Below are 25,278 nucleotides of genomic sequence, written 5' to 3' on the forward strand. Positions count from 1 at the left end.
AAATATTAAAGGTGATATAAAAACTAAAAGACTTATTCCTTTTCCTAACCTCGCATAAGATTGATCTATAAGTTCAATATAATCATCATTCATGCTTAGAAAAGACCAGTTATGATTACGTTTAAATTCATCATAGGGAGATAAAAGTACATCACCTTCATCTAATTTAGAAAAAGGTATATTTTCTTTAAATACATCATAACCAAACACATGTTTTTTAATTTTACTTTTCATCATGTAACCATGTTTACTGATGCTTCCAAATATTAAGCTCATAAAAAAATATAATTTTCATTTTAATCATTAAAGATCAAAGCGCTGATACGCTTTATCATTTATCTTTCATCTCAAACATACTAAATTCAAAGTTGTCTTTAAAACTAATTTCCTCTGGTCGTTCTTTTTCCATTTTATTTTTAAGGATAACCTCTTTATGCCAGACAGGTAGAGGCTTTATATTAAGCAATATTCGTCTTGCAATAAAATTACCAAGATCAAAAGGAAAAGAAAATAAAGCAGGAACCCAGTTATCATGATAAATGATTCGAAATGACTTCCATGTATCTCGATAACTTTCTTTTGCTCCAATGACCTGTTGACAAAACGTTAACTGCGTAAACGGGTCTATTGTTCCATACATTGGGTTAGGCTTTGGATACAATTCTGCTGGTCCTTTATGCATAAAATGGCATATAAATGACCATAAACCTTGGGTACGGAATATACCCATCATTGGGAAGCCAATAACAAAAGTATGTTTTAAAATACCTTCTTCAACGATATGCGCTCTAAGCTCTCTTAAAGGTGCACCTGAAAGACCAAAGCTATTCCCCATCACATAAACAACATCCTTCCAATCTCGCTCGATATATTCAGCATCAGTTAAATAAAAAAATACCTTACCAGTTTTTCGGTTAAACAAGATCGGTTTACATAATGGTTTCTTATAATCATATTTATAAAAAGGACGAAAAAAAACAAAAAAGCAAAACCATATTATAAAAACAACAGAAGTTACAATCAAGAAAGTTATAAATATTGAATCATTACTATCACCACCAAGAGTAAAATATAAGTATAAAAAATATAATGCAATTAACATAAGTGGAATTACAAATATAAATGGGCTTAAGCCTTTTCCAAGTCTTGCATATGACTGATCTATAAGTTCTATATAATCATCATTCATTCTTAGAAAAGACCAGTTATGATTACGTTTAAACTCATCATGAGGATTTAAAAGTACATCACCTTCATCTAATTTGGAAAAAGGTATGTTTTTTTTAAATACATCATAACCAAACACATGTTTTTTAATTTTACTTTTCATAAGAGAGCCATTATAAATTATTTGTTTGCAGGGGGTACAATCGTCTTTAACTGATCTGTTTGCTCGAAGATATCGCTAAATCTTTTCTTTTCAGTATTGGTCGATAGTAGGCATCGTTGAATCCATATTTGGATATTGTTCTCTTTTACAAAATAGGCAATTAAAGAAAGAATAATCCCTACAGCAATTGCTATCCATCCTAATGGATTCAGTAAGAAAATGGCTATAGAACCACCGATAACGAAAACTCCGCTTAAACCCAACACAATTCCAAATGATTTCTCACCATTACTGGCAGCCATATATCCATTATATACGTCAAATCCACCAAAAATTAATCCTGCAAATAATCCAAAACCTCGCCATACCAACCCTTTTACACTGTTTTTATTTGATGTCGTTAATTCAAGAATAAAACTATTCATTGACTTTAACAGCCGAGATTTTGACGTGATTTTATCACTTGAATTCAACAGTGCGCCCACTGCTTCTACAGTCGACATGGTTAGACCAATCACAGCAGCACTTCTACGACCAACTTTTTCATATTTATTGTCAAAACTTTGACTAAAAACAGTACAAATTGCCCAGCCTTGTAAGCCAACAATGGCGACTTTAATCATAAAGAATTTATAATAATCTGAGCTCGGGCTTGGCTCTATAACATCTTCAGCAATAACACTGACATTCATCGTACTTTGTTTTTTTAATAACTCAGCATGCTTTTTTACAGCTTCTCTAAAGTTTTTTGGTAAATTTCTCTCAAACTCAGGATTTACTTCTAAACGTGGCACATCTATATATTTTAGATGTTTGTATTTGTCATATAGATAGTTCCAATCACTATTTTTTATGACATTGCCTAGACCATTATCTTTACCCACAATATTTTGATGTGATCTATAATAATTTCGCATTTTCGTGTTGAAATCGCTTTTGTTCGTAAAAGTAATTCGCTCAGACTTGATTTCAGACAAACTAAACATTGAAATCATTAAAGGCTGGAATGGATGAGCAGCTAAAGCATTCGGGGCAGATAGCCCTGTGATATTTAAAAAGGCTTTGCTGATATTCGTCAACAATGTAAATTTTAATTCTTCCGTTCGAGCTGTACTTAAAAAGCCATGAAAGGAATTAATGAAATCCCCAAAAGGCTGTGTAGCAAAAGCTCCATTTAAATTAGTCAGCGACCATTTATTAATTTGTTCATTTAACTTTTGACGAAGTCCATTTGAATTTAAAGCAAGAAAATTTAAAAAGTAATTGTTAGGATCTCGCGTGTTGTATAAGTATTGCCCCATGTATTTATTCATTTTTGGACATAATTTGCTACTTTCTAAAACTAGATTGACACACATGCCAAGAGAAACACAATCAACTAAATTATCTTTTTCTTGGTTAAAGAAAAAATGATCCGCAATTATGCTTTCTTTAAGAAACTCTTGACCTATTCCATCCAATTCATCCGCATAGGCTGTCTGCTGTTGCTTTTTCTGCTTAAGCGTGGCTAAACCCGCACTAAATCTATTTGAATCAATATATTGAATATATTTTGTATTCCATTCTTTATTTTTTCCTATTTGTTCTGCTGCTTTTTGCGCTCGCTCCTCGGCATTGAGTTCTTCTGTTGATTTTTTCTCATTCCACCTCTCCTCAAGGACCTCACCATAAATTGCTCCAGGACCGTTAATCATACGATTAAGCTCTTTAGCTTCTTCTTTTCGTTTTAATTCTTCATTGGTAAAGTAAGGATAATCATTAATCCCAAAGTTATTTTTTAACACTTCTAATGTGTTAACAGTTTTTTCATCATCAGTATAATCTTCGTCACTCATCATTTGATTTGCGACTTGAGCTGAAATATCCATCACTACGCCAACAGGGTCATCAATCGCAAATACAGCTCCAAAAAGTATTCTTGCTTTTGCATCATTTGATAAAGCCTCGGTGAGCTCCTCTTTGCTATGCTCTTTAAGAAATGAATCATTCATATTTGAATCTGCGAATAGCGCATATTCCATGTTATTTAGTTTTACTTGATTAATCTCTCGATTTTCATTCATTATGTATTCAAGTATATCTTTAGGTGTCTTCCCTGACAGATAGGAAAAATACTCTGAATATGAAAATAATTCTTTTGATATATTATTTTTTAATAGACGGTTTTCTAAAATCCCTTCACCTTTTTCACCCGACTTCCATATTGTTATATAATCTGCACAAAAATTCTCAATTCCCGCCTTCATTGGGAATGTGCCTTTTTCGTATTGTCCTGCAATAAATTTTTTTACGTCAAATTTATCCATATATTTTTCGTAAAATTCAGGTGACTTATTTCTCAGCTTCGTTGCTTTGCTCCATGCGTTTTCAGAATATTTTAAATATACAAAAGAGGCTTCATTGGGCTTGGGTACAACGATCGTTAAAGCATTTGCTCTATGCTTAATATTCATGCAAGGCTCATCACCCTGCTCCATTAAAACTAAGGGTCTAGATGAGTAATCTTGATCATAATTTGATTCATTAATACGCTTTAAAAAGCCCTTTTCAGAAATTTTATATTCTTGCCATTGGTTTAAGTGTTTTAGATAAACATATAAAAAGCCTTTTCTTAAAGTACTCCCTGTAAAACCATACTGTTTCATTGATGTTTGAGTTTTATGTACAGGATAACTATAGCTACCCGCTATAGCCGTTACCTCAATCGTATTCAGAGACTTAACTGGTGCTTCAAGATTATTTTCTGAATCATGACTAGATGCTTCTAAAGCTGACGTGGCTGTTGAAGCTTGCGGACTAGGTGGCTTATAGGAGTTAATAAAATCAAACTTGGTTTCTTCTAAACCCGATAAATATTCTTTGATATCTGATTTTATATCCTCTATTTCATACAATTCACTTTGATTTTCAGCCATATCAAGTGGAATATTTGTACCTGTTGATGAAAATATATAGCGATTCACAAAAATCTTTAAGCCAATATCTCTTTTACAAAAATCACAACTCTTAGAATCCATACATCACCTTATTTTTTAAATTTTCATCATCAATATTTTGTTTTTTAAAAAAATCATCCCACTCAGACGTTGAAAGCTGTTTGCTTGCCTGTTCATAGCCTTTGGGACTTTCTGTTAAACGTTGAAAAAAGTGGGTTTCAAGAAAGCTTTCACCGATTAAATCTGCATGAAAAATGGATGCTACAGCATCATCCTTGGTCAAAATCCCTTTATTTTTTATTAAGTCTGCATAATTAAAAATCTGACTAACTTTTAAAAAGTATGCTGGCAGGTCGTCAGTCTTGAATTTTAACTTTTCAAATACTCTGTTGTTTACACTGATTTTGTCCAATAAATCATGATCAGGCTGTTGAATAAAATCCCCCTCAGATCCAGCGTCAAAGCACAATGTTTCATTTAAGAAATTAAATTCAATATTTTTAAAATATTTATTGATCCATAAAAAATCCTGACTCTCAAAATAATTGAGTAACATCCAAATTTTCGGATCAAAAAACCGATACAAATACTTCTTAGTGCCTACTTCATAGACTAAATTTTGTTTTAAGTGATCAACAATATCAGGTTCTCGAGTTGGAACACTTTTAAACGTCATTAGAAAAAAAGGTGAAAGCCCCGCTTTGATCTGATTTTGATCATGTTGCTTTATTTCATCAACAAGCGAAGCACCAACTGAATTTAAACGCAATAAATACGGAAAAACATGCTGTACATTCTTCGCATAATCAGGTGCTAAAGACTTAAGTTGAGCTTCCACATCATAAAAATATTGCGCATTTAGATTCGGGTCAATAATGACGTAATCATACTCAATCACTTCTTTTGGATGTATAGCCTCTAATAACATTATGAAAGCTCCACAGAAGCATCACCTTTTGCCGCAGCACCAGAAACACGCATTTCACAAATAGGAAGTTGAGGAATGTCTGAATTAATCTTCGCACCACTGGTAAACTTCTGTTGCCCTGACTTCACCTGAAACAAACCACCTGTAGTTGAAAATACCCCTGAACCATTAATCTTTAATTCAGAACCATCACCAATCAACTTAATCTCTTTCGGACTAATGATATAAACCGCGTCTTCGGTCGAAATGATTTGAATCCCTTTACGTGCAATCACATCTGCACCACCATCTTGAGCTTGAAGTTCAACTTTACCTTTTCCAGCAAATAACCTTGCCCCCTCCTGTGCCGCAAAAAGACTGATCTTAGCACTGGCATGCCCAATCAAAGCCTTTTGTGTACTTAGGTTGATACTGTCGCCTGCGGTATGACTGATTTGCCCATCTGCTGAAAGATGAATATCTTCGTTACTGGCAAGCGCAATCGAATTAGGGGAAGCCAACATCATCACCGCAGACTTAAATGCATCTGCTTTTTTCGGATCTTGTTGGTCTAGTGTATTGATAAACCCTTTTATTCTTTCCAACACCTCCAAAGGATCAGTTTGCTGGTTCTTGGCAACTTCACTTAAGGCCTTAGAATTATTTAGGCTGCTTTCTAACTGACTTTTCGCCGCAGTTGCATCAAGATGGTTACCTGAAGCTGAATCTTGAGCATAGGTACTCAGTAGTAGACCTTGCCCAGCTCGTAACGCTCCCCATTGGTCTGTTCTTAATTCAAAGCCTTCGCCTCGTCCTTCACTGGTATCGGTTTCTTTAGGATGACTCAGATTACCAAGGTTAAGTTGACTCGCGCCGTGACTGCTTTGTAGCTGGCTGCTGATTTGGTCTGTGGTATCGTCAAATCTAAGCTGGCCATAGCCACTGCCTTTAACTTCTCGACTTTTGATCCCTGCTAGTTTTTTAGTATCAGGCAATTGGCCTTTGTCATCAAATTTCGTTGGACTTCGTTGCGCTTCATGGATACGCCCCATCACAAATGGTCGGTCAATATTGCCATCAAAGAAATCTATCACGACAATCTCACCAATCCTCGGTAAGAACCGCGCACCATAGCCTTCACCTGCCCACGGGGTCAGTACATCCACCCAAGCGGAATCAGTGTCGTTGTCATTGCTCCCTGCACCACCATCATGACTATGATCTTCATTGCGGGTAAACAGGAAGCGAACTTTAATCCGCCCCCATTCATCCACATGAATTTCTTCTCCACTTGGCCCAACCACTTTGGCTCGTTGTGGATGGGTACTTGGACGGTGTTGTAGTGGGTGGTATTCAGGAACAGTGGTGATATTACGGCGTTGTAGTACCAATTGATTGGCTTGGCGCTCTGGGTTATTTGAGTCTACATTTGAATTGACCCAATTGCTCTGTTGGAGCAAGCGATTGATTTGTTCATTCAGATCTTTGGGTAAGTTGTTCTGGTTATAGAATGTCTTTGACGTGATCAGAAACTCTTTGTCTGAGCCACTGTGTTGGTCTATTTCTGGGTGTTCGTTTAACTCAAACCAGTACCCCACTTGTGCATCACGTACAGTGGAGTTGGCTATAAATTGCTTGGATTGAGCATCATAGTAATGACTGAGGTTTTGGTTAATCTTTTCAATCTGATTGTTATTTGACGCGGTTGCTTGATCTTCACCATTTAGGTCTTGAATCCATGCTGGACTGATATGCCAAGCTTGTTCTAAACCGAGGCTGGCATTGTTTTGGTTTTGACTGTGTTGATGTTTGCTTTGAACACTGCCTGCACCCTCTTCTTGCTCTAACACATCTGCTTGCCAGCGTTGTACATGGACAGCGGTGGGTTGTAAGCTACGTTGTCCGATAAAGCTGGTAATGCTGTCTTGTTGTTCTGTGGCACTGCTGCGATGGAAACGAATCTTTCTTCGTTCTAGTGCTTTGTATTCGCTATTGTCATCCACCAAGCGCAGTTTTTGCGGCTGAATTTGGGTCGTAGCGCTTGCTACAATCAATTGTGCTTCATCAATCAGCCAGTTGATCCCTTCACTGCGCATCAAGCGGGTTAAAAATGCGTAGTCACTTTCGTTACTCTGCATGATGAATGGGCGGATATCGTAGTCTTTTTTCAGTCCACTTTTATCTAAACTTAGACTCGATGCAAAGAGGGGGCTTTTGTCTTGCCATTCTTTAAACAGCGTTTCTATGACTTGAACAACCGACTTATTCATAAACACTCGGCTGTTACGGCGTTTATGCCATAGTGAAGTGGCATCTTCGAGTTTGAGTTTATATAGCGTGAGTGCGCCATCACTCTGCCCTTGTGCGGCTTCAGTAATCACTCCTGTGCTACGAAACAGTTGCCCATGATCTGTGACTTGATCAATGGCCACTTGGCTACCGATAAATTGTTTAAGTGGAATCACAGCCGAAGTGGCAAGGCAAATCAGTTCAACAGACACACCTTGGTTTAGACCATGTTGTCCATCGATACGTTGTAAGAAGACTTGAGCAGTCAAATCAGGATTGCTAAATTGGATATGCAAGGCTCGTTTTTGCGCAGTCAATCCAAGGTGTTGCAGAGCCGAAAATATATTGGCAAAATTCATTTTCTTATCAAACTTAAAATAATATTAATATTTATGAATATTTAATCAAAAAAAACGATTGAATCCTAGTTTATTGATCGGTTAATTTTTTAAAATTTGTAAAAAAATCTCAACATTAAATGCTTAATGTTGAGATTTATGTTTTTAATTCAAATTGTTATATAGACTAAATGCTATTCACTGTCCATCATTGACTGGCTCATACCGACCGTATTAAAACCAGCATCAACATATAGAATTTCACCAGTGATCCCATTTGCCCAAGGTGAGCATAGGAATAAGGCTGCGTTACCAACATCTTCAATCGTAACATTACGTTTTAACGGTGCAATTTTTTCATTGGCATCTAACATTTTACGGAAAGATTTAATCCCAGATGCCGCTAAAGTACGGATTGGACCTGCTGAAATTGCATTTACACGGATACCCTCAGCACCTAAGCTTGATGCTAAATAACGTACACCTGCTTCCAAAGATGCTTTCGCCATACCCATAACATTATAGTTTGGCATAACAGACTCTGAACCTTGGTAAGTTAAAGTCAATAAACAGCCTTGGCGAGCCAACAATAAAGGTTTTGCCGCGCGTGCCATAGCAACAAAACTATAAGCGCTGATGTCATGGGCAATTTTAAAACCTTCACGATCTGTGACGTCCGTGAAATCACCATCAAGTGTATGCGCAGGTGCAAAGCCGATTGAATGTACAACACCATCCAAACCATCCCAATGCTTCGCTAATTCAGCAAATGCATGGTCAATTTCAGCATCCACAGCAACATCACAAGGGAAAACTAAAGTAGAACCGAATTGTTCTGCAAAATCATCTACACGTTTTTTTAGTTTATCGTTTGGATAAGTAAATGCGAGTTCTGCACCTTCACGATGTAATGCCTGAGCAATACCAAATGCAATGGATAATTTACTTGCAATACCCGCGATTAAAAAGCGTTTACCTGCCAATAGTCCTTGTGCCATGAAATTCTCACCTGATCAATTTTGTAAGCATAATGCCAAGTCTTGACCCATAACTAAATTGCATAATGCATCTTTTTTTAAAAGTTTACTAAAAACATAAAAAAAGCGCACTGAATCGAGTGCGCCTTTTCAAATCTATCAATCTATATAAAGGGAATGATTAATCATCACCTTGCAACAAGCTCAATAAACGTAAGAATGAATAGTACATCCATACCAATGTTGCCAATAAAGCGATACCACATAACCATTCATAGGCTTTCGGTGCACGTTGTGCAGCAGCAGATTCAATCAAATCGAAATCAAGAATCAAGTTCAATGATGCGATCACTGCAACAAATGCAGCAAAACCAATACCTAAAATGCTGCTTTCAAATAAGAATGGAATGCTTGAACCAAAAGCCAAACGCATAATGAACTGCACCACAAAAACCAATGCAATTGCGATAGATGCTGAAATCACAATAGATTTAAATTTTTCAGTTGCACGAATAATTTGGAATTTATATAAACCAAACATCACTAAAGTTGTGATAAATGTAGCTAAAAGTGCTTGTAATGGTACGCCCGGAAACTTCAGTTGGAAGATCACTGAAACACCACCCAAAAATGCACCTTCAAAGAACGCATAAGGAATAGCTAAAACACGTGCCGTATTCGGCTTAAATGTAGCAACCAATCCAAGAATCAAACCACCAATTGCACCAACCATTGCGGCAGCATAGGCAATTCCAACATTCATTGTGGTAAAGCTATAGAAAAAAATTCCAACACCGAGTATGGCCGCAATAACAGTCAATAAAACTGATTTTTGAATTGCGCCTTGTACAGTCATTGGCTGTTCATAATCTGCATACGTTTCCGCACGCGTTAAAATTGGGTTATTACTTTGCATAGTCAATCTCTTTGTAATAATTCAAATATATATAAGGATATTAAAACGTTTTTTATGCAAACAATTTGAACTGCTTGCTATTTTTTGTAACGAGTTGTCAGAGGACATCAGCTTTAGTATAGCTTAAAAAACCAAAATGCATAGCAAAAAAAGAGGCTAAAAAGCCTCTTCTTTCAATCTGATATGTAATGAGATTTAACCACTCAAATGATTAATCTTGATTGGCAATAAAGAAATACTGACGATAATATTTAAGTTCAGCAATCGAATCGCGGATATCATCCATTGCCAAATGTGAAGCATTTTTCTTTAGACCGCTCATAATTTCAGGTCTCCAGCGTTTTGCTAACTCTTTCACTGAAGACACGTCCAAATTACGATAATGGAAGAATTGTTCAAGCTCTGGCATTAAACGGTGCATAAAACGACGATCTTGGCAGATTGAATTACCACACATTGGTGAAGTTTTAGGATTAATCCATTTCTTCAAAAATTCTAAGGTTTGCTGCTCTGCATCTTGCGCTGTGAGTTTACTACGACGTACCCGCTCAATCAGACCTGACTGACCGTGTTGTTTGGTGTTCCACTCATCCATTGCATTAAGGATAACATCTGATTGATGCACTGCAAGCACAGGCCCTTCCGCCAAAATGTTCAAATGATCATCTGTTACAATTGTCGCAATTTCAATGATCTTGTCATTATCTGTATCTAAACCTGTCATCTCTAGGTCGATCCAAATTAAGCGGGTATCCGGAGTGCTGCTCATATAGTGCAATCTTATTAGGCCAATAAAAAATGAATAGTAGCAAATTTCTTGCATCTTCGCTGTAATTCATTCGCCTGTCATGGTATTTTTGCCTTCTCATTTTTAAGGTTTTTAGGATATGAATGGCTTTAATTCGTAAACGTCGTTTAACTGAACAGCAGCAACGCCGCATTCAGAAACAACATAAAACACGTCAAGAAGAAATCGACACTTCCAATGACCTTGAAGGTCTTGTTGTTCAGCATTATGGACGACAACTCGAAGTACAAGCCCTTTCTGTTCCTACTCAACATCCGCAAAAACCCATCGTCAATGAAGGTGATCCAGAACCCTTTTGGAAACCGATTGAATTAGGCAGTGTCTGGCGCTGTCATACACGAACCAATTTAGAGCTGTTAGTGACAGGCGACAAAGTTCAGTGGCAAGCAGACCCAAATACAGGTTTAGGCATCATCACTGCCATTCATCCAAGGACTTCATTGTTAACGCGTCCCGATCGTTATCATAAAGTTAAACCTGTCGCAGCCAATATCAGTTTAATCGTCATTGTCTTTGCAACTCTGCCTGAGCCAGCACCCACGCTGATTGATCGCTATTTGGTGGCATGTGCAGATGCGGATATTCCAGTCCTTTTGGTGTTAAACAAATCAGATTTACTCAAAGAAAATGATCCTATTTTAGACCTCATTAAAGAATATCAAGACTTGGGCTATGAAGTACTGATCACTCAGTCTGAAGGTGATATTAGCGAATTAAAGCAACGACTCGACAACGAAACTGTTGCTTTCGTTGGGCAATCAGGTGTCGGCAAAAGTACCTTGATTAATGTCATCGTTCCTGATGCAGAACAAAAGACCAATATTATTTCTGAAAACTCAGCACTCGGACAACATACAACCACCTCTACCCGTTTGATTCGTTTTGGTGAAAATGGTGCCTTGATCGACTCGCCCGGCATCCGTGAATTTGGGCTTTGGCATTTGAGCCTAGAAAAGATTGATGCAGGCTTTCCTGAAATCTCTAACTTGATTGGACATTGCCAATATCGTAATTGCACCCACACACATGAGAAACAGTGCGCAATTAAAAAAGCGGTAGAAAATGGTGAAATTCTAGCCAGACGACATGAAAGTTATTTACGTTTAATTGAAGAAATCACTGATGCGCAACAAAAAAATTAAATTTCTTCTTTGAGAACCTTGAAGCGGTGATTTTGATCACCATATATATACGCTATACTCGACGCAATTTTTGATTGTAATTAGGTGACTTGTGGAACGTTGGTTTGAGTTTATGGGGAATCACCCCTTCTTATTTGGTATTTTAGGGGTACTGGCGATCTTGTTCTTTATTTTTGAAGGACAACGCAGTGGTCGTAAGATTTCACCACAATCACTTGGTATTTTAGTGAAGGCTAAAAATGCGATGTTGATTGATTTACGCGATGCTAAAGATTTCCGTGAAGGTCATGTGAGTGGCAGCCGCAACATTCCATACAGTCAAATTGCCAGTCACATCGAAGAGTTAAAAACTGCTGACCGTCCTTTAGTATTTATCTGCAACTTAGGTCAAGTTGCAGGAAGTGCTTTACAACAAGTCGGCCATGCAGACAGCTATCGTCTTGATGGTGGTATCAGTAACTGGAAAGCCCAAGGCTTGCCATTAGTTAAAGCTAAAAAATAAGCTTAAGGAGCTCAACATGACTGCTGAAGTAAAAGTATATTCAACAACTTTTTGCCCATACTGTGTACGTGCGAAATCTCTACTTGAGCGTAAAGGTGTTGCTTTTACCGAAATCAATCTCGATGAAGAAGCACCTGAAGTTAAGACTGAGCTGATCCAGAAAACTCGACACCGTACAGTGCCACAAATTTTTATTAATAATGAATTTATCGGTGGTTTTGACCAGCTTTATGCTTTAGAAAAAGCCGGCAAACTCGATGAGTTACTTGGTTAATCCACAACTTAATTAATGAATCACTTCTTAAAATTTAAGGAATAAAGAATGAGTGAAGAACAACAAGCTCAACCACAACTTGCTTTAGAACGTATTTATACAAAAGACATTTCTTTTGAAGTACCTGGGGCTCAAGTTTTTACCAAAGAATGGCAACCTGAATTAAACATCAACTTGTCTTCTGCTGCTGAAAAAGTGGATGCAACCCACTTTGAAGTGTCTTTAAAAGTTGTTGTGCAAGCGAACAATGCTGGCGATACAGCATTTATCGTCGATGTAACACAATCAGGTATTTTCTTGATTGATGGTATTGAAGAAGACCGTCTTCCATACATCTTAGGTGCTTACTGCCCGAACATTTTGTTCCCATTCTTGCGTGAAGCAGTTAATGATCTTGTAACGAAAGGTAGCTTCCCTCAATTACTTCTTACGCCAATCAATTTTGATGCAGAGTTTGAAGCAAATATGGAACGTGCCCAAGGCGCTGCTGCTGAAGGCCAAGCTTAATTTCTCAATAATTAAGTTTAAAAGACCGCACTATGCGGTCTTTTTTATATTTGATCAGATAAAAATCACCCAAACTTCACAACCGTGGGTGATGCAATTTTTTATAATTTAAACATCACAATAAGCATGAACAATAACAATGCCATTTACTCCCTTACATTTGGGCTTAGGCGCAAGCTGTAAAGCCATTGCAAATAAAAAATTTAGCTTGTTAATTTTCTCTGGTGTTCAGGTTTTGATGGATATAGAACCTCTATTTGGCATCATTCGAGGCTGGACCACACTCCATTTATATACCCATAATTTACTTGGTGCTTTGTTGATTGCTTTGCTTGCAGTCCCCATAGGTAAAGTAATGAGTGAGTTTTGCTTACGCCACTTATTCAAACAAGCAAACTGGCAGATCACATGGCAAGTGGCGACAGTCAGTGCTTTGGTCGGTAGTTTTAGTCATATTTTTTTAGATGCTTTGATGCATGCAGATATGTATCCCTTTTATCCACTAAGTTATTCTCAAGTTTTACTCAACATGATTCACTACAATTTTATTTTTTATGGAAGTTTAGGGTCTGTTGACATTTCATAAATGGCTTGCGTTGTAGGCTAAAATTGAGCAGGCAAGGCAGGAAACGAAGAGAATAGCGAGACTATTTTCGAGTTTCATAACGTAGGCTGAGATAATTTTAGCCACAACCCTTCGGGACTAGTGTGTTTTTTGCCGCTACTTCGTTACGAACTACTCATTTAGAATGACTAAATTTCGTATTTCGTGCCTAGTATCGTCTAAAAAACACACGTAGTCGCAAACATAGACGAATTGTCAACAGACCCTGGCTTTATTTTTGCCGCAATTGTTTGGCTTATCCGTGAGGAAAAATCATGATTCATCGATTGTTCTAAAGGTTAGATTAATCCGAGCCGTATGCACTTTCTTTGTTGGGGCTAAGCGGTGCAACCAATATGTTTGTGTGGTGTCTTTCATGACCAGCAAACTGCCATTTTCGAGAAAAACCTCAATCTTTTCTTGGCTATTTTTATGTTTAAAGGCAAATTTTCGAACCGCGCCTAGGCTTAAAGATGCAATTGCACCATTCTTTTTTAGATCTGTTTCACCATCACTGTGCCATGCCATACCCTCTTCACCTGTATGGTAAAGATTCAGCAAACAAGAATTAAATGTTTCACCCGTGATCAATTCAATCTGTTTTTTCAGTTCGATTAATTCTTCAGTCCATGGCAAGGCATATTTGGAGCTATTTGAATAAGTGTATTCAAAAGCACGATCTCCATACCAAGCCACTTTCCGTTTGGTGATAATCTTTTTGCCAAAAATAATCGCTTGGTCATTTTGCCATTCAATATGCGTTAGCAATTGCTCAAAATAATCATTGGCGATGGCTTCATCCATGATTTTTCCGAAATAATTCACTGTTCCATCTTGTGGAAGCAAATTCTCATGGGGATCGGTTAGAAACTCAAGTTGTTGCATTTTTCCATTTCACATAGGCTGATTTCATACAATGTCCACACGGGCGGAATTGCAATGCCAAGGCTTCGGCTTCACTACTAAAGAACACCCGATTGGCTTTTAACATACGCTTGCCCGAACCACAGTTTAAACGTCCATAAATTTTTAGCTTTTGATTGCCTGCAAATAAAATTTCAGCATTCCTGATTTTTCGATATAACGCCAAACGCTCAATGTCATCATGCTTAATCATCATTTAACTCACAGCATCATGAAAAATAATCCCCAATGTATAACGCTCCCCTGTACGCACCTGACTGACAGCATGCTTCATATTGACTCGATAATAGCCATGAGTGCTTTTCTTGGGTCTAAACTGCGTGGTAAAAATTAACACATCCCCTTGATCAGGTTGTAAAACAATGGCTTTTGACTGTGCTCGTGGTACTTGCTCAGTCAACACCAACTCACCACCGGTAAAATCGCTATTGACTTGACTAAGAACAAATACCATTTGGATCGGAAAATAGACCTCGCCATATAGATCTTGATGTAAGGTATTAAAACCATCTTGCTGATAGTGCAAAATCAAAACAGTGGCCTTATTTTGACCCACTTGTTGGCATTGTTGTAAAAATTCAAGATGTGAATCTGGATATTGTCGATCCAACTTTAAAGCATCAGACCAAGCATTGGCGATAGGAACCAGATACGGATAAAACTGAGTTCGAAGCTGTTGAAGCAAGTTTGGTAATGGATAATTAAAATATTTATACTCGCCATATCCAAAACGATGTTGCTGCATAGTGACGGTTTTTCGATACAGTTGTTGATGGTTATAATGACTTTTGATCAACTCACACAATTCATCAGATAAAAAGTCTTTAAGGATTGAGTAGCCTTGTGTATGCATCTGAGCATGGATTGACTCCCAATCTAAACCCTCAATTTTATTGAGCAACGCTGTTGCTTGTTGTGAATTAAACGCTGGCATGTACTTGCACACCTTCCCAGCCAATCATTGCGGCTTTACGTGTTTTTCCCCAATGGTATTCACCTAAAACACCTGTCGCTTGAATCACACGATGACATGGAATTAAAAAAGCCACTGGGTTATTGCCAATCGCAGTACCGACTGCACGGGAAGCTTTTGGATTTCCAATCTGTTCAGCAAGATCTGCATAGGTTGCTAATTGCCCCATCGGAATTTTAAGCAAACTCTCCCAAACTTTAAGCTGGAAATCAGTGCCTTTTAGATGCAGCTTAATTTGGCTCCATGGTTTTTGTTCAGATGAGAAAATGGCCAAAGCATGTTCATGTAAGGCATCTGCTTGCTGATAAAATCTTGCTTTAGGAAATTTTTCAACGAGTGCACTATAGGCATCTTGCTCATGCTCCACAAAAGACATAAAACAAATCCCTTTGGCTGTTGAAGCCACTAAAACCATTCCAAAGCGTGTTTCAGCATACTGGTAGTGGATGGTTAAGTTTTCTCCGCCACTTTTGTATTCAGCAGGTGTCATCCCTTCAATTTGTATAAATAGATCATGCAAACGACTGGTGCTCGATAGTCCTGTGTCATAAGTCGCATCAAATACCGAATGCTCTTGTTTTAACAAGTTTTTTGCATGTTCTATGCTGATATATTGCAAGAATTTCTTAGGACTGGTTCCAGCCCATTCAGTGAATAAACGTTGAAAATGTGCAGGGCTTAAATGAATATGCGCAGCCACCTCATCTAAATTTGGTTGTGCTTTAAAATTGTGTTTAATGTATTCGATGGCCTTTGCAATACGTTCAAACTGATGGTGCTGTTGCATCGCATTTCTCCTCACTTTTCTACATCTAACTTAACAGTTGTTATGCAATGAGCAAATCCGAATCATGCTGAGTTTAGTGATTCAATATCGTTTAAAAATCTCCTCACAATAAAAAACCGTTAGTCATTAAAACTAACGGCTTTTAAATGGATAAATCTATTCTTCGAAATTACGTTCGTCAAAAAACAAGTAGTCCATACGCAATCTATATAAATTTACCTGATTCTTTGTATTATTGAATCGTACATGGTCGATCTATCGTGTGGCGACATGGATGTCACTGTTGGGCGGGGGTACAGGACGTACCCCTCGCCCAACGGAAGATTTTTGTCACCTTTTCATCTCTGAAAAGTGAGGCATCGCCTACGCAAAGCTATTTAAACTTTAATTGTAAAGTGTGGCATTGCAAGCGTTATAACCATATGAATCACGTTAATGAAAGTATATAAATATATGATTTATAATTTTGACCTTATTTATAAATCATCTAAATGCATATTTGCGCAATAAGACTATTGATAGATCTTATGCCCTTGATCACGTATTTCAGCAATTTTCTTGCCTTCCATTTTGGCATGATCTAAATGACCGCCTTTGACTAGCACTTGAGTCTTATCAATTTGCGCAATCAATTGATCATATAACTGAGTCGAAGTCGGTGCACTGGCATCACCACGACCTTTAAGTTTGACTTTTTTAGCGTCCGTTGCAGCAGCACGCATATTATCTAAAGCTTTATTTGCTTCAGCGGCATTATTGGTTTGATTAAATGCTTTATAGTTTTTACCTAATGCCTGCATATTTTGTTGTAGCGTTGCAGCAAAAGTCATTGAGCTGAAACCTAAAGCAGAAATCATCATGACGGTGGCTAAAGTTTTTTTGATCATTATGATCTTCCTTAAAACTGTGGCTATTGTTGGGTGTAAAAAAGCCCATTGTGGCTATTGTCCATTTCCAAGACTAAACATAGTTTAAAAGCACAAAAAATAGCAAATAAAAATGCAACGAATTCGTTGCATTTTTATATTCAGAAATAATTAGAAAAAGACTTAAATTGGTTCAATCTCATGGTGTAAGGCATCGTGGATCGCTTCAACCAATTGTTGTGCAATCTCTTGTTTCGAGGCTTTCTCTAAATCACGCTTTTCCATCTGGTACTGTTCTGCAAAAAACACGGTCATCGCATTTTGATCAGAAGCAAAACCAATATCAGCACGCGAGACATCATTGCAGGCAATCATATCGAGTTTTTTTGCAACCAGTTTTCCTGCTGCATATTCCTCTACATTACGGGTTTCAGCCGCAAAACCCACCATAAATGGGCGCTTTGACTGCTGTGCAATGGTCGCCACAATATCAGGGTTTTTCACCAACGAAACATTCAGCTCATCACCCGCTTTCTTGATCTTATGTTCCGCAACTTCTGCCACACGATAGTCAGCGACAGCCGCGGTTGCAATAAACACGTCACAGCCTTCCTCAAGCTGATGCATGCTTTCATCAAGCATTTTTATCGCAGAAGAAACATTGATACGACGCACACCATTCGGAGTATCCAAACTGACTGGACCAGCCAATAGTGTCACTTTTGCCCCTGCTGAATAACAGGCTGCCGCAATAGCAAAGCCCATTTTCCCTGTACTGTGATTGGAAATATAACGTACAGGATCAATCGCTTCACGTGTTGGTCCCGCAGTAATCACCACACGTTTTCCAGCAAGCAAGCCAAACTTTTCAGCAATCGCACGTTGTGCTTGATGGAAGTAATTTTTAACTTGTTCAGCTAAATCTTCAGGTTCAGGCATACGCCCTAAACCGACATCACCACAAGCTTGTGAACCCGCTTCAGGCATAATCACATGTACGCCATCTTCAACTAAAGTATTCAGATTACGTTGTGTCGGCTTAGCTGCCCACATTTGCTGATTCATTGCAGGCGCAACCCAAACAGGTGCTTTGGTTGCCAAATACAAAGTACTGAGCAAGTCATCAGCCAAACCCGCGGCGAACTTTGCAATGGTGTCACAACTTGCAGGAGCAACTAAAATTAAATCAGCCCAACGCGCCAATTCAATATGCCCCATTCCCGCTTCTGCTTCAGGGTCTAATAATTCGGTATGAACTGAATTGCCTGATAAGGCCTGAAAAGTTAAAGGGGTAATAAATGCCTGTGCACCTTTGGTCATTACCACGCGTACATTAAAGCCGTAATCCTTTAAACGACGTACCAGGATTGCACTTTTATAGGCGGCAATACCGCCTGTTACAGCGAGGATAATATTTTTATTAGAAAATACACTGAGATCAAAACTCACTATCAGGCTACCTTTCAGTTGCAGTGGCGCTCACAATATCATTAAATAGTCTATCTCCCAAGTCATTCAAGGGAGAAAAATCAGAAGTAAAATAATTTTAAAATGTGAAAAATAATGAATCATTCAATCAAACAATGGCCTGAACAAGAACGTCCACGTGAAAGATTACTCTTACAAGGGGCGCACAGCTTATCTGATGCAGAATTACTTGCGATTTTTCTACGCTCAGGCTCAAAACAACACTCCGCTGTTGAATTAGCACGCTTGCTCATTCAACATTTTGGTCATTTAAATGCTGTATTTGATTCGTCTTTAGACGATTTAAAACAATTTCATGGCATTGGCGAAAGCAAGTATTCACAACTGATGGCAGTGAAAGAACTGGGACGGCGTTACTTGAAACATCAACTGAATCAAGGTTTAGACTTGAGTCGTTCTGATTTAATCCGAGATTATTTACGTTATGAATTGATCGGAGAATCTCAAGAAGTCTTTGCGGTACTGTGTTTAGACAGCCAGTTACGTAAATTGAGTTTTAAAAAACTATTTTATGGTTCAATCAATTACTGCAATATTTCCATTAATCAATTATTACGATATGTCATACAAAAACATGCGACTTTTATCGTTATTGCCCATAATCACCCTAAAGGTTTTGCCAAGCCTTCACGTGAAGATTACGATTTAACTCAAGAAATATTAAAAGCCTGTCAACTGCTTGAAATAGAATTATTGGATCATATGATCATTGCTGCTGAGCAAAGCTACTCCTTTGCTGAACACGGACTCATCAAACCCAAAACTTTCCCTACAAATGTGATTGACAAGCACCTTTGAAGCGGTGAAGATCACTAAAAAATATAGATTTAAAAGTATGATTGTCCGCGATCAAAACGATACCCTTAAAATATTACTCTCTTGGCGTGGTACGATTTTACCCAAAGTGCTGCCACCGCTTGGTTTTGTGATGCTGATTTCTGCAATTGTGGGTGGCATTGAGTATACCAATTTATATCGTTTTCCTGAATTACCCTTGGTTGGCTTTACCCTGATTGGTGTGGTGCTTTCTATTTTTCTAGGCTTTAAAAATACCGCCTGTTATGACCGTTGGTGGGAAGCGCGTAAACTTTGGGGAATGCTGATCGCCAATGCACGTCACTTTGACCGTGATTGTCGCATATTCCCTCAAGGGCGTCGTGAACGGATCATTCAACATGTGATTGTATTTGCAAACTTATTAAGAGATCGTCTGAGGCATCAAACAGCAAATCCAGATGCGCTGGTGGAAACCAGTGGTATGAGTCAACAGGCACTGACACAGTTGTATCAACAAACCAATGCGCCGCAATACACGCTGAGTTTGATCCAATGGGAATTGATGCAAGCGCTCAAAGAAGGCGAAATTTCCGACATTATCTATACCCAATTAAATGAACATGTAAATGAGCTCAGTTTGGTACAAACCGGTTGTGACCGTATTGCAACCACACCTTTGCCTTTTGCTTATTCAGTTTTATTAAATCGTACGGTCTATTTTTTCTGCTTTATGCTGCCCTTTAGCTTAGGTTCATTACTGGGTTTAGCAACACCTTTGCTGGTGGGTATTTTAGCCTATACTTTTCTGGGGCTAGATGCTTTAAGTACCGAGATAGAAGAACCTTTTGGTACGCAAAGTAATGATTTACCTTTAGATTCAATGGTAAGAATGATTGAAATTGAATTATTGGGAACTCTAGGGAAACCGACTCCTCCACCGATTCAAGCCCATGATCACAATTTACTTTAATACATCAGTTTCTGATTTTATTGCCCTTTTTAAAGAGAAGTTAAAGTAAAGGCCGAGCACTGAAAATGAAATATGTGGTTATCTTTAAGGCACAGATCAATACGCTTGATCAACAGTATTTTCAAACTGCACAACTTTTACGAGAGAAAGCATTGAGCCAGTTTAACTGTCAAAAATTTGAGTCTCTTTGTGAAAATGATTTTGAAGTTGCGCTTTCTTATTGGAATACACTTGAAGATATCCAGGCTTGGCATAAAGATGCAGAACATCAGGCAGCTCAACGAATTGGTAAACAACAGTGGTATAAAAAATTTAGTGTTGAAATTTGCCAAATTCAAAAAAGCTATTAGCACTAGATCACTTAAAAATCGGTCTATTTATGAAGGTAGATACTAAAAAATAGAATCAAGATAATCCCATTACATCTTGTTCAGTTTCTAGCGCACTTCAAATTCAGATTCAGCTGGATCAAAACGCCAAGTACGCACGATCCGCAGTTCAGAAATATCTTTCATTTTTGAATCAAAACGTCCAAAAGGTGCACCTTTACGCACTGAGTTTTTGGCAGCTTCATCGAGGATTGAATGACCTGAGCTTTCAATCAATCGTATAGCACGAATCCCACCCTCATTATTGAGAATGACCATTAAACGGACCTCACCCGAAAGACGCTGCTGTTTGGCAAGATCTGGGTAATATCGGTTTCCATACATCTCAACTTTTTCACGAAATTTATCTAAATATCCAGCAGATGCATCTTGTTTGGCTTGAATACCATCTAAGGTTTTAATTTTTTGTTGTTTACTAAAATTTTGTTGTTTCTGTAAATATTGAGCTTCTAGACTCGCCACCATTGCCGTTTTAGCTTGCATCTGGCTCTGCAACTCTTCCATGGCCTTTTTGCGATCGTTCTGTTCCGCCTGCTTTTGCCAGCTAAGAACCGTCATTAATACTTTTTCTTCGAATTTCAATTCTCGTTTTTGCTGTATTTGCTCTAAAGCTTCGAGTTGCTGATCACCCGCACTCTTGTTTTCTGCTTGCGCTGGCATATCACTTGAAATACGATGCTCTTTACGAAATGTTCCAGAACCATGCTGATTTGCTTGCGCTAAAAAGTCTGCATCTTTAATTTCATCTTCACTTGGGCGAATACTGATTGCGATTTCTTTTGTGCTGGTATTATTTTCTTGTGGCATTCCAAATTGAACAGATAAAAAAAGTACATGTGCAATGACAGCTGCAGAAACAGCTCCAACAAATAATGCGTCTTGCCACCAGTACTCAGAATGCTGTGTATTGGCAAATAATTTTTTTATCATGACATTAATCCGACAAAATTCCCCAATCGCCAAATTTAAAATTTATTAAAATAAGTTTAACTTTACATTATTCACAAACTTTGTGACTTATTTAGTAAAAGTAAAAACGTAATTTTAAAACACTCAAAATGGTGCAATGTTTTTTGTTAAACTGCAATCGTTAGACTTGTATTTTTTTAATAATCGACAAGTTTATCGCCTTAAAAAATGATGATGATTTGGGACAATACTTATGCCGACGCTACTTTCTAACATTGTTAAACGTATTCGACAAGTATACCAAAAAGCAGAAGGTTTTATAGAAGAAGAACGCGAGTTTCCAGTATCACAAGTATTTTTAAATGCGACCTTTAAACGTTTTGTCACCGACAACGTCAAAATTTTAGAAGATTTACATGCCGACCTGCATGATGATTGGTTAAAACTTTATGCCACACTCAATGTCAAAGGCATGCATTTGGTTCTTTCTGTAGATCTTAAGTTAGTTCAAATGGAACTCAACAAAGATATGCAGTTGATTGTTTTTGAACAAATCAGCAACACCCAAGTGATCGAAGCTAGCTATCCCAATGTTTGGTATAAGATGGGCGTAAATACTGCTTTATTCTTCTATCAAAAGGTACTGAAAAAAGATCCTTTAGGAATGATCCTAGAAAAATTTAATGTCATTACCGTAAAAGATGAATTACTTCACTTAGATCTGAATCGTTGGTTAGGAAAAAATCGTTCTATTATGGACACATTAAACAAAGTCCATGTGAACCATGCAGAATTACGTGAAACTGAGTTGGTGGTGATTGGTAATGTAAACCTAACCGCTTTATTTAGTAAATTTAGAGAAGATAAAGACCCAGACTGGGACGAAGATGATTATCTTGAAACTGAAGTTACACCGATTGAGCAAAAGAGTTAAGTCTCAAATTGCAGATTAGATTTCAAGTTATCGCAATCAAAATGTATACATAAATTCACAGGATTAGAAATAAAGTGAATATTTTCTCTTTAATTACACCGCATAATAGGTGTCATATCCAAAAATACTTTTAAATGCATAGGACATTTAATGATGGCAAAAACGTTATTTAAAACATTAAGTATCGCAACTGGTGTTTCAACTGCAATGTTATTGGTTGGATTTTCAAGCAATGCTCTTGCCATGAGTCCGTTCCAAGCAAGCTACCAGTTTGCCTATAATGGTAAAAACTTAGGTACTGCGACCCGTACATTGAGTCAAAGTGGCAATAACTGGACCTATGTATTTGCAGCAAAAGCAGCAGCAATTGCTTCTGCAAGTGAAACAAGCCGTTTTAGCTTTACCAATGGTCAAATTAACTCAAGTAGTTTTAGTCGTACCAGTAAAGTGTTGGTACATAATGACACCATGACCATTAACTTTAATCCAAACAGCAAAACCATTAACACCAAGAAAAAAGATCAGGCACGTTCTTTCCCATGGAAAGCAGGTGCTTTAGATGAGTTAAATGCTGAATTACAAGTACGTGAAGACTTAAAAGGTGCAGGTCTAAAATCAAGTTATTTAATTGCAGATGCAAAAGGTTTAGATGCGCGTCGCTTTGTTAAACAAGGCACAGAGTCAATTAAAACCCCTGCGGGAACCTATAACACGGTCAAAGTTGTACTCACCCATGACAATGGTGAAAAGAGTTCAATTTTCTGGTTAGCGCCTCAATTAGACTATTTACCCGTGAAAATGTCACATGTTGATGGTAAAACATCTTATAACCTAACCTTGACCAGTTACAAAAAGTAAGACATTTTTCACCTTTTGATCAATTTCAGCTTGCATTTTTTTTAGTGCTTTTTAAAATACGCCTTTGCTTTAAAAAGCACCTTGCCTCTAGAGGATTCTCCCTGTGCACGCACTAGAACAGAAAATCTTAGCTGAAGGTATCGTTCTATCTGATCAAGTTCTGAAAGTCGATTCTTTCTTAAATCACCAAATTGACCCTGTGATGATGCAGCTCATCGGTCAAGAGTTTGCTCGTCTTTTTAAAGATGCAGGCATTACCAAAATCATCACAATTGAAGCATCAGGCATTGCGCCTGCTGTGATGGCTGGTTTGGAACTTGGTGTACCCGTTATTTTTGCACGTAAATATCAGTCTTTAACCCTTAAAGATGATTTATATCGTTCAAAAGTATTCTCTTTTACCAAGCAAATTGAAAGCACCATTGCGATTTCTAAGAAACATATTAGCAAAGGCGATAAAGCTTTGGTTATTGATGATTTCTTAGCGAATGGTCAAGCCGCTTTAGGTCTTGCTGACTTGATTCATCAAGCGGATGCAGAAGTTGTGGGTATTGGGATTGTGATTGAAAAATCTTTCCAACCAGGCCGTCAATTGTTATTAGATAAAGGCTACCGTGTTGAATCTTTGGCACGTGTTGAATCTTTGGCAAACGGTACGGTAAGCTTTGTAGAAGAATAAGCTGGTCTTACTTCAAAAGTTTTCATTAAAAAAGAGTGCTTTAGGCGCTCTTTTTTTTTGCTTTTTGATCAGTAGCGTCTTTGTTTTACCTTTTATTTTGATCAAGCCCTCAGCTATATTGTGTAAATAAAGAGATAACTCAGGTAAATAATAAATGAGATCAATCACTCAAAAATTAGTTGATCTACTCGACGTACAACAATTGGATGATGGTCTATTTCAAGGGCAAAACACACGTTTATTTGGATCACACCTTGTCGGTGGACAATTGGTGGCACAAGCATTGATTGCCGCATCAAAAACCACCAATCGACCAGCACATTCATTACATGCTTATTTTATTCGCAGTGGTCGCACAGATATTCCGATTTTATATAAAGTTGAAAATTTAAGAGATGGCAAAAGTTTTTCGACTCGCCAAGTCCATGCTTGGCAAAACGGCCATATTATATTTTCGGCCATGGTTTCATTTGCCAATATTGAAGAGGGTTTAGAAAATCAGATTGAACCGCCTCTCTACCCTTCGCCAAATGAACTGATCCCAGAACAACAACTTAAACAAATGATTTATGAGGATGTTCCTGAACCTGCACGCGCAATATTTATGCGTCAATTTTTTATCAACATCCATCCTGTACAGCCATTCAATCCATTTAAACCGATAAAATTAGACACAAATTATGCTGAATATTTTCAAACCTTTGAAACTATTCCCATTCAACAAGATACACCCATGATGCACCAAGCCATTGCTGCATATTATTCTGACTATAACCTGCTGACGGTTTCACTTAGACCGCATGGTGTCAGCTATGCGAACGGCGGTGTACGTAGTGCAAGTTTAGACCATAGCATTTATTTTCATACAGATTTTAGAGTAGATAAGTGGCTACTTTATGATATGAATGCCACAGTATCTAGCCAATCCAGAGGGCTTAATTTCGGCCGGATGTGGCAAGATGGTCGATTGGTGTGTAGCGTTAATCAGGAAAGTTTAATGCGGCTGAAGCAATAACAAGATGTTTCTATAAGCTTGTGTCAATCATTCCATCTATTACATTCACACAAAATATAAAGACTGATCACGGTATTCAGTTACAATCAAAATCATGTCATATCCCTGACATGATTGTAACGATAGCGATAAGCATGACAAAAATGCCAGTAGTGAACGTGAATATAACGCTTAACCAT

Annotated in this window: 26 protein-coding genes and 1 pseudogene; 12 read left to right on the forward strand and 15 right to left on the reverse strand. The window is 37.8% G+C overall.

Annotated features, from left to right (window positions below):
* The 8 genes and pseudogenes from GJV03_RS05615 to orn all read right to left on the reverse strand — a co-directional run.
* A pseudogene (locus GJV03_RS05615) lies at window positions 1-234 on the reverse strand (hypothetical protein); the annotation flags it as partial.
* 97 nt (window positions 235-331) lie between these two features.
* Window positions 332-1,330 carry a DUF6708 domain-containing protein gene (locus GJV03_RS05620; protein ID WP_154129655.1) on the reverse strand — a complete coding sequence of 333 codons (999 nt, stop codon included), beginning with the start codon at window positions 1,328-1,330 and terminating at the stop codon, window positions 332-334.
* 17 nt (window positions 1,331-1,347) lie between these two features.
* Window positions 1,348-4,347 carry a T6SS effector BTH_I2691 family protein gene (locus GJV03_RS05625; RefSeq protein ID WP_154129656.1) on the reverse strand — a complete coding sequence of 1,000 codons (3,000 nt, stop codon included), beginning with the start codon at window positions 4,345-4,347 and terminating at the stop codon, window positions 1,348-1,350.
* Window positions 4,337-5,194, reverse strand: a complete 858-nt coding sequence (locus GJV03_RS05630; RefSeq protein ID WP_154129657.1) for a hypothetical protein — start codon at window positions 5,192-5,194, stop codon at window positions 4,337-4,339. The genes GJV03_RS05625 and GJV03_RS05630 overlap by 11 nt, the downstream gene beginning before the upstream one ends.
* The gene (locus GJV03_RS05635) at window positions 5,194-7,821 is read right to left on the reverse strand and encodes a type VI secretion system Vgr family protein (RefSeq protein ID WP_154129658.1); all 2,628 of its coding nucleotides are present in this window, start codon (window positions 7,819-7,821) and stop codon (window positions 5,194-5,196) included. The genes GJV03_RS05630 and GJV03_RS05635 overlap by 1 nt, the downstream gene beginning before the upstream one ends.
* A gap of 173 nt (window positions 7,822-7,994) precedes the next feature.
* Window positions 7,995-8,798 (reverse strand): enoyl-ACP reductase, encoded by an 804-nt coding sequence (locus GJV03_RS05640; protein ID WP_004725837.1) that lies wholly within the window; start codon window positions 8,796-8,798, stop codon window positions 7,995-7,997.
* A 160-nt stretch (window positions 8,799-8,958) separates the two neighbouring features.
* Entirely contained in the window at window positions 8,959-9,693 is a 735-nt protein-coding gene (locus GJV03_RS05645) for a Bax inhibitor-1/YccA family protein (RefSeq protein WP_004816949.1), read from the reverse strand.
* Window positions 9,694-9,904: 211 nt separating this feature from the next.
* Window positions 9,905-10,462 carry an oligoribonuclease gene (gene orn, locus GJV03_RS05650; protein ID WP_004725833.1) on the reverse strand — a complete coding sequence of 186 codons (558 nt, stop codon included), beginning with the start codon at window positions 10,460-10,462 and terminating at the stop codon, window positions 9,905-9,907.
* Window positions 10,463-10,584: 122 nt separating this feature from the next.
* On the opposite strand from orn, the gene rsgA reads away from it, so the two are divergent.
* From rsgA to GJV03_RS05675, 5 genes are all read left to right on the forward strand, one after another.
* Window positions 10,585-11,643, forward strand: a complete 1,059-nt coding sequence (gene rsgA / locus GJV03_RS05655; RefSeq protein WP_004725830.1) for a small ribosomal subunit biogenesis GTPase RsgA — start codon at window positions 10,585-10,587, stop codon at window positions 11,641-11,643.
* 91 nt (window positions 11,644-11,734) lie between these two features.
* Entirely contained in the window at window positions 11,735-12,145 is a 411-nt protein-coding gene (locus GJV03_RS05660) for a rhodanese-like domain-containing protein (RefSeq protein ID WP_004725828.1), read from the forward strand.
* Between the two features lie 16 nt (window positions 12,146-12,161).
* A complete protein-coding gene (gene grxC, locus GJV03_RS05665) occupies window positions 12,162-12,419 on the forward strand; it encodes a glutaredoxin 3 (protein WP_004725827.1) in 258 nt (85 codons plus the stop codon).
* Between the two features lie 48 nt (window positions 12,420-12,467).
* Window positions 12,468-12,926 carry a protein-export chaperone SecB gene (gene secB / locus GJV03_RS05670; protein ID WP_004725824.1) on the forward strand — a complete coding sequence of 153 codons (459 nt, stop codon included), beginning with the start codon at window positions 12,468-12,470 and terminating at the stop codon, window positions 12,924-12,926.
* Between the two features lie 139 nt (window positions 12,927-13,065).
* Entirely contained in the window at window positions 13,066-13,512 is a 447-nt protein-coding gene (locus GJV03_RS05675) for a DUF4184 family protein (RefSeq protein WP_154129659.1), read from the forward strand.
* Window positions 13,513-13,803: 291 nt separating this feature from the next.
* Here GJV03_RS05675 and GJV03_RS05680 read toward each other — a convergent pair whose 3' ends face one another.
* The 6 genes from GJV03_RS05680 to coaBC all read right to left on the reverse strand — a co-directional run bounded on the left by GJV03_RS05680 (window position 13,804) and on the right by coaBC (window position 18,529).
* Window positions 13,804-14,415 carry an alpha-ketoglutarate-dependent dioxygenase AlkB gene (locus tag GJV03_RS05680; RefSeq protein WP_154129660.1) on the reverse strand — a complete coding sequence of 204 codons (612 nt, stop codon included), beginning with the start codon at window positions 14,413-14,415 and terminating at the stop codon, window positions 13,804-13,806.
* Window positions 14,402-14,647, reverse strand: a complete 246-nt coding sequence (locus tag GJV03_RS05685) for an Ada metal-binding domain-containing protein (protein WP_056512381.1) — start codon at window positions 14,645-14,647, stop codon at window positions 14,402-14,404. Before GJV03_RS05685 ends, GJV03_RS05680 begins: the two co-directional genes overlap by 14 nt.
* A gap of 3 nt (window positions 14,648-14,650) precedes the next feature.
* The gene (locus tag GJV03_RS05690) at window positions 14,651-15,388 is read right to left on the reverse strand and encodes a 2OG-Fe(II) oxygenase (RefSeq protein ID WP_004725818.1); all 738 of its coding nucleotides are present in this window, start codon (window positions 15,386-15,388) and stop codon (window positions 14,651-14,653) included.
* Window positions 15,375-16,214, reverse strand: a complete 840-nt coding sequence (locus tag GJV03_RS05695) for a methylated-DNA--[protein]-cysteine S-methyltransferase (RefSeq protein WP_151957008.1) — start codon at window positions 16,212-16,214, stop codon at window positions 15,375-15,377. Before GJV03_RS05695 ends, GJV03_RS05690 begins: the two co-directional genes overlap by 14 nt.
* 512 nt (window positions 16,215-16,726) lie before the next feature.
* Window positions 16,727-17,101: a cytochrome b562 gene (locus GJV03_RS05700; RefSeq protein ID WP_154129661.1), complete on the reverse strand. Its 375-nt coding sequence runs from the start codon at window positions 17,099-17,101 to the stop codon at window positions 16,727-16,729.
* A gap of 162 nt (window positions 17,102-17,263) precedes the next feature.
* Window positions 17,264-18,529, reverse strand: coding sequence for a bifunctional phosphopantothenoylcysteine decarboxylase/phosphopantothenate--cysteine ligase CoaBC (coaBC, locus tag GJV03_RS05705; protein WP_105714410.1), 1,266 nt, complete (start codon window positions 18,527-18,529; stop codon window positions 17,264-17,266).
* Window positions 18,530-18,643: 114 nt separating this feature from the next.
* Here coaBC and radC point away from each other — a divergent pair, with 114 nt between their 5' ends.
* From radC to GJV03_RS05720, 3 genes are all read left to right on the forward strand, one after another.
* A complete protein-coding gene (radC, locus tag GJV03_RS05710) occupies window positions 18,644-19,366 on the forward strand; it encodes a DNA repair protein RadC (RefSeq protein ID WP_004725808.1) in 723 nt (240 codons plus the stop codon).
* Between the two features lie 37 nt (window positions 19,367-19,403).
* Window positions 19,404-20,315 carry a bestrophin family protein gene (locus GJV03_RS05715; protein WP_004725806.1) on the forward strand — a complete coding sequence of 304 codons (912 nt, stop codon included), beginning with the start codon at window positions 19,404-19,406 and terminating at the stop codon, window positions 20,313-20,315.
* A gap of 65 nt (window positions 20,316-20,380) precedes the next feature.
* On the forward strand, window positions 20,381-20,665 hold the full coding sequence (locus GJV03_RS05720) for an antibiotic biosynthesis monooxygenase (RefSeq protein WP_056512243.1): 285 nt from the start codon (window positions 20,381-20,383) through the stop codon (window positions 20,663-20,665).
* Window positions 20,666-20,752: 87 nt separating this feature from the next.
* On the opposite strand, the gene GJV03_RS05725 is transcribed toward GJV03_RS05720, so the two are convergent.
* Entirely contained in the window at window positions 20,753-21,634 is an 882-nt protein-coding gene (locus GJV03_RS05725) for a TonB family protein (RefSeq protein WP_151957005.1), read from the reverse strand.
* A gap of 232 nt (window positions 21,635-21,866) precedes the next feature.
* Here GJV03_RS05725 and GJV03_RS05730 point away from each other — a divergent pair, with 232 nt between their 5' ends.
* From GJV03_RS05730 to GJV03_RS05745, 4 genes are all read left to right on the forward strand, one after another.
* A complete protein-coding gene (locus tag GJV03_RS05730) occupies window positions 21,867-22,547 on the forward strand; it encodes a hypothetical protein (RefSeq protein WP_004725799.1) in 681 nt (226 codons plus the stop codon).
* A gap of 150 nt (window positions 22,548-22,697) precedes the next feature.
* A complete protein-coding gene (locus GJV03_RS05735) occupies window positions 22,698-23,405 on the forward strand; it encodes a DUF3108 domain-containing protein (protein ID WP_004725798.1) in 708 nt (235 codons plus the stop codon).
* A 103-nt stretch (window positions 23,406-23,508) separates the two neighbouring features.
* Window positions 23,509-24,084, forward strand: coding sequence for a xanthine phosphoribosyltransferase (locus GJV03_RS05740; protein ID WP_004725796.1), 576 nt, complete (start codon window positions 23,509-23,511; stop codon window positions 24,082-24,084).
* A 154-nt stretch (window positions 24,085-24,238) separates the two neighbouring features.
* Window positions 24,239-25,099 (forward strand): acyl-CoA thioesterase II, encoded by an 861-nt coding sequence (locus tag GJV03_RS05745; RefSeq protein WP_154129663.1) that lies wholly within the window; start codon window positions 24,239-24,241, stop codon window positions 25,097-25,099.
* The last annotated feature ends 179 nt before the right edge of the window (window positions 25,100-25,278 follow it).

The sequence above is a fragment of the Acinetobacter sp. RIT698 genome (genome assembly GCF_009668065.1).
Taxonomy (GTDB): Bacteria; Pseudomonadota; Gammaproteobacteria; order Pseudomonadales; family Moraxellaceae; genus Acinetobacter; species Acinetobacter guillouiae.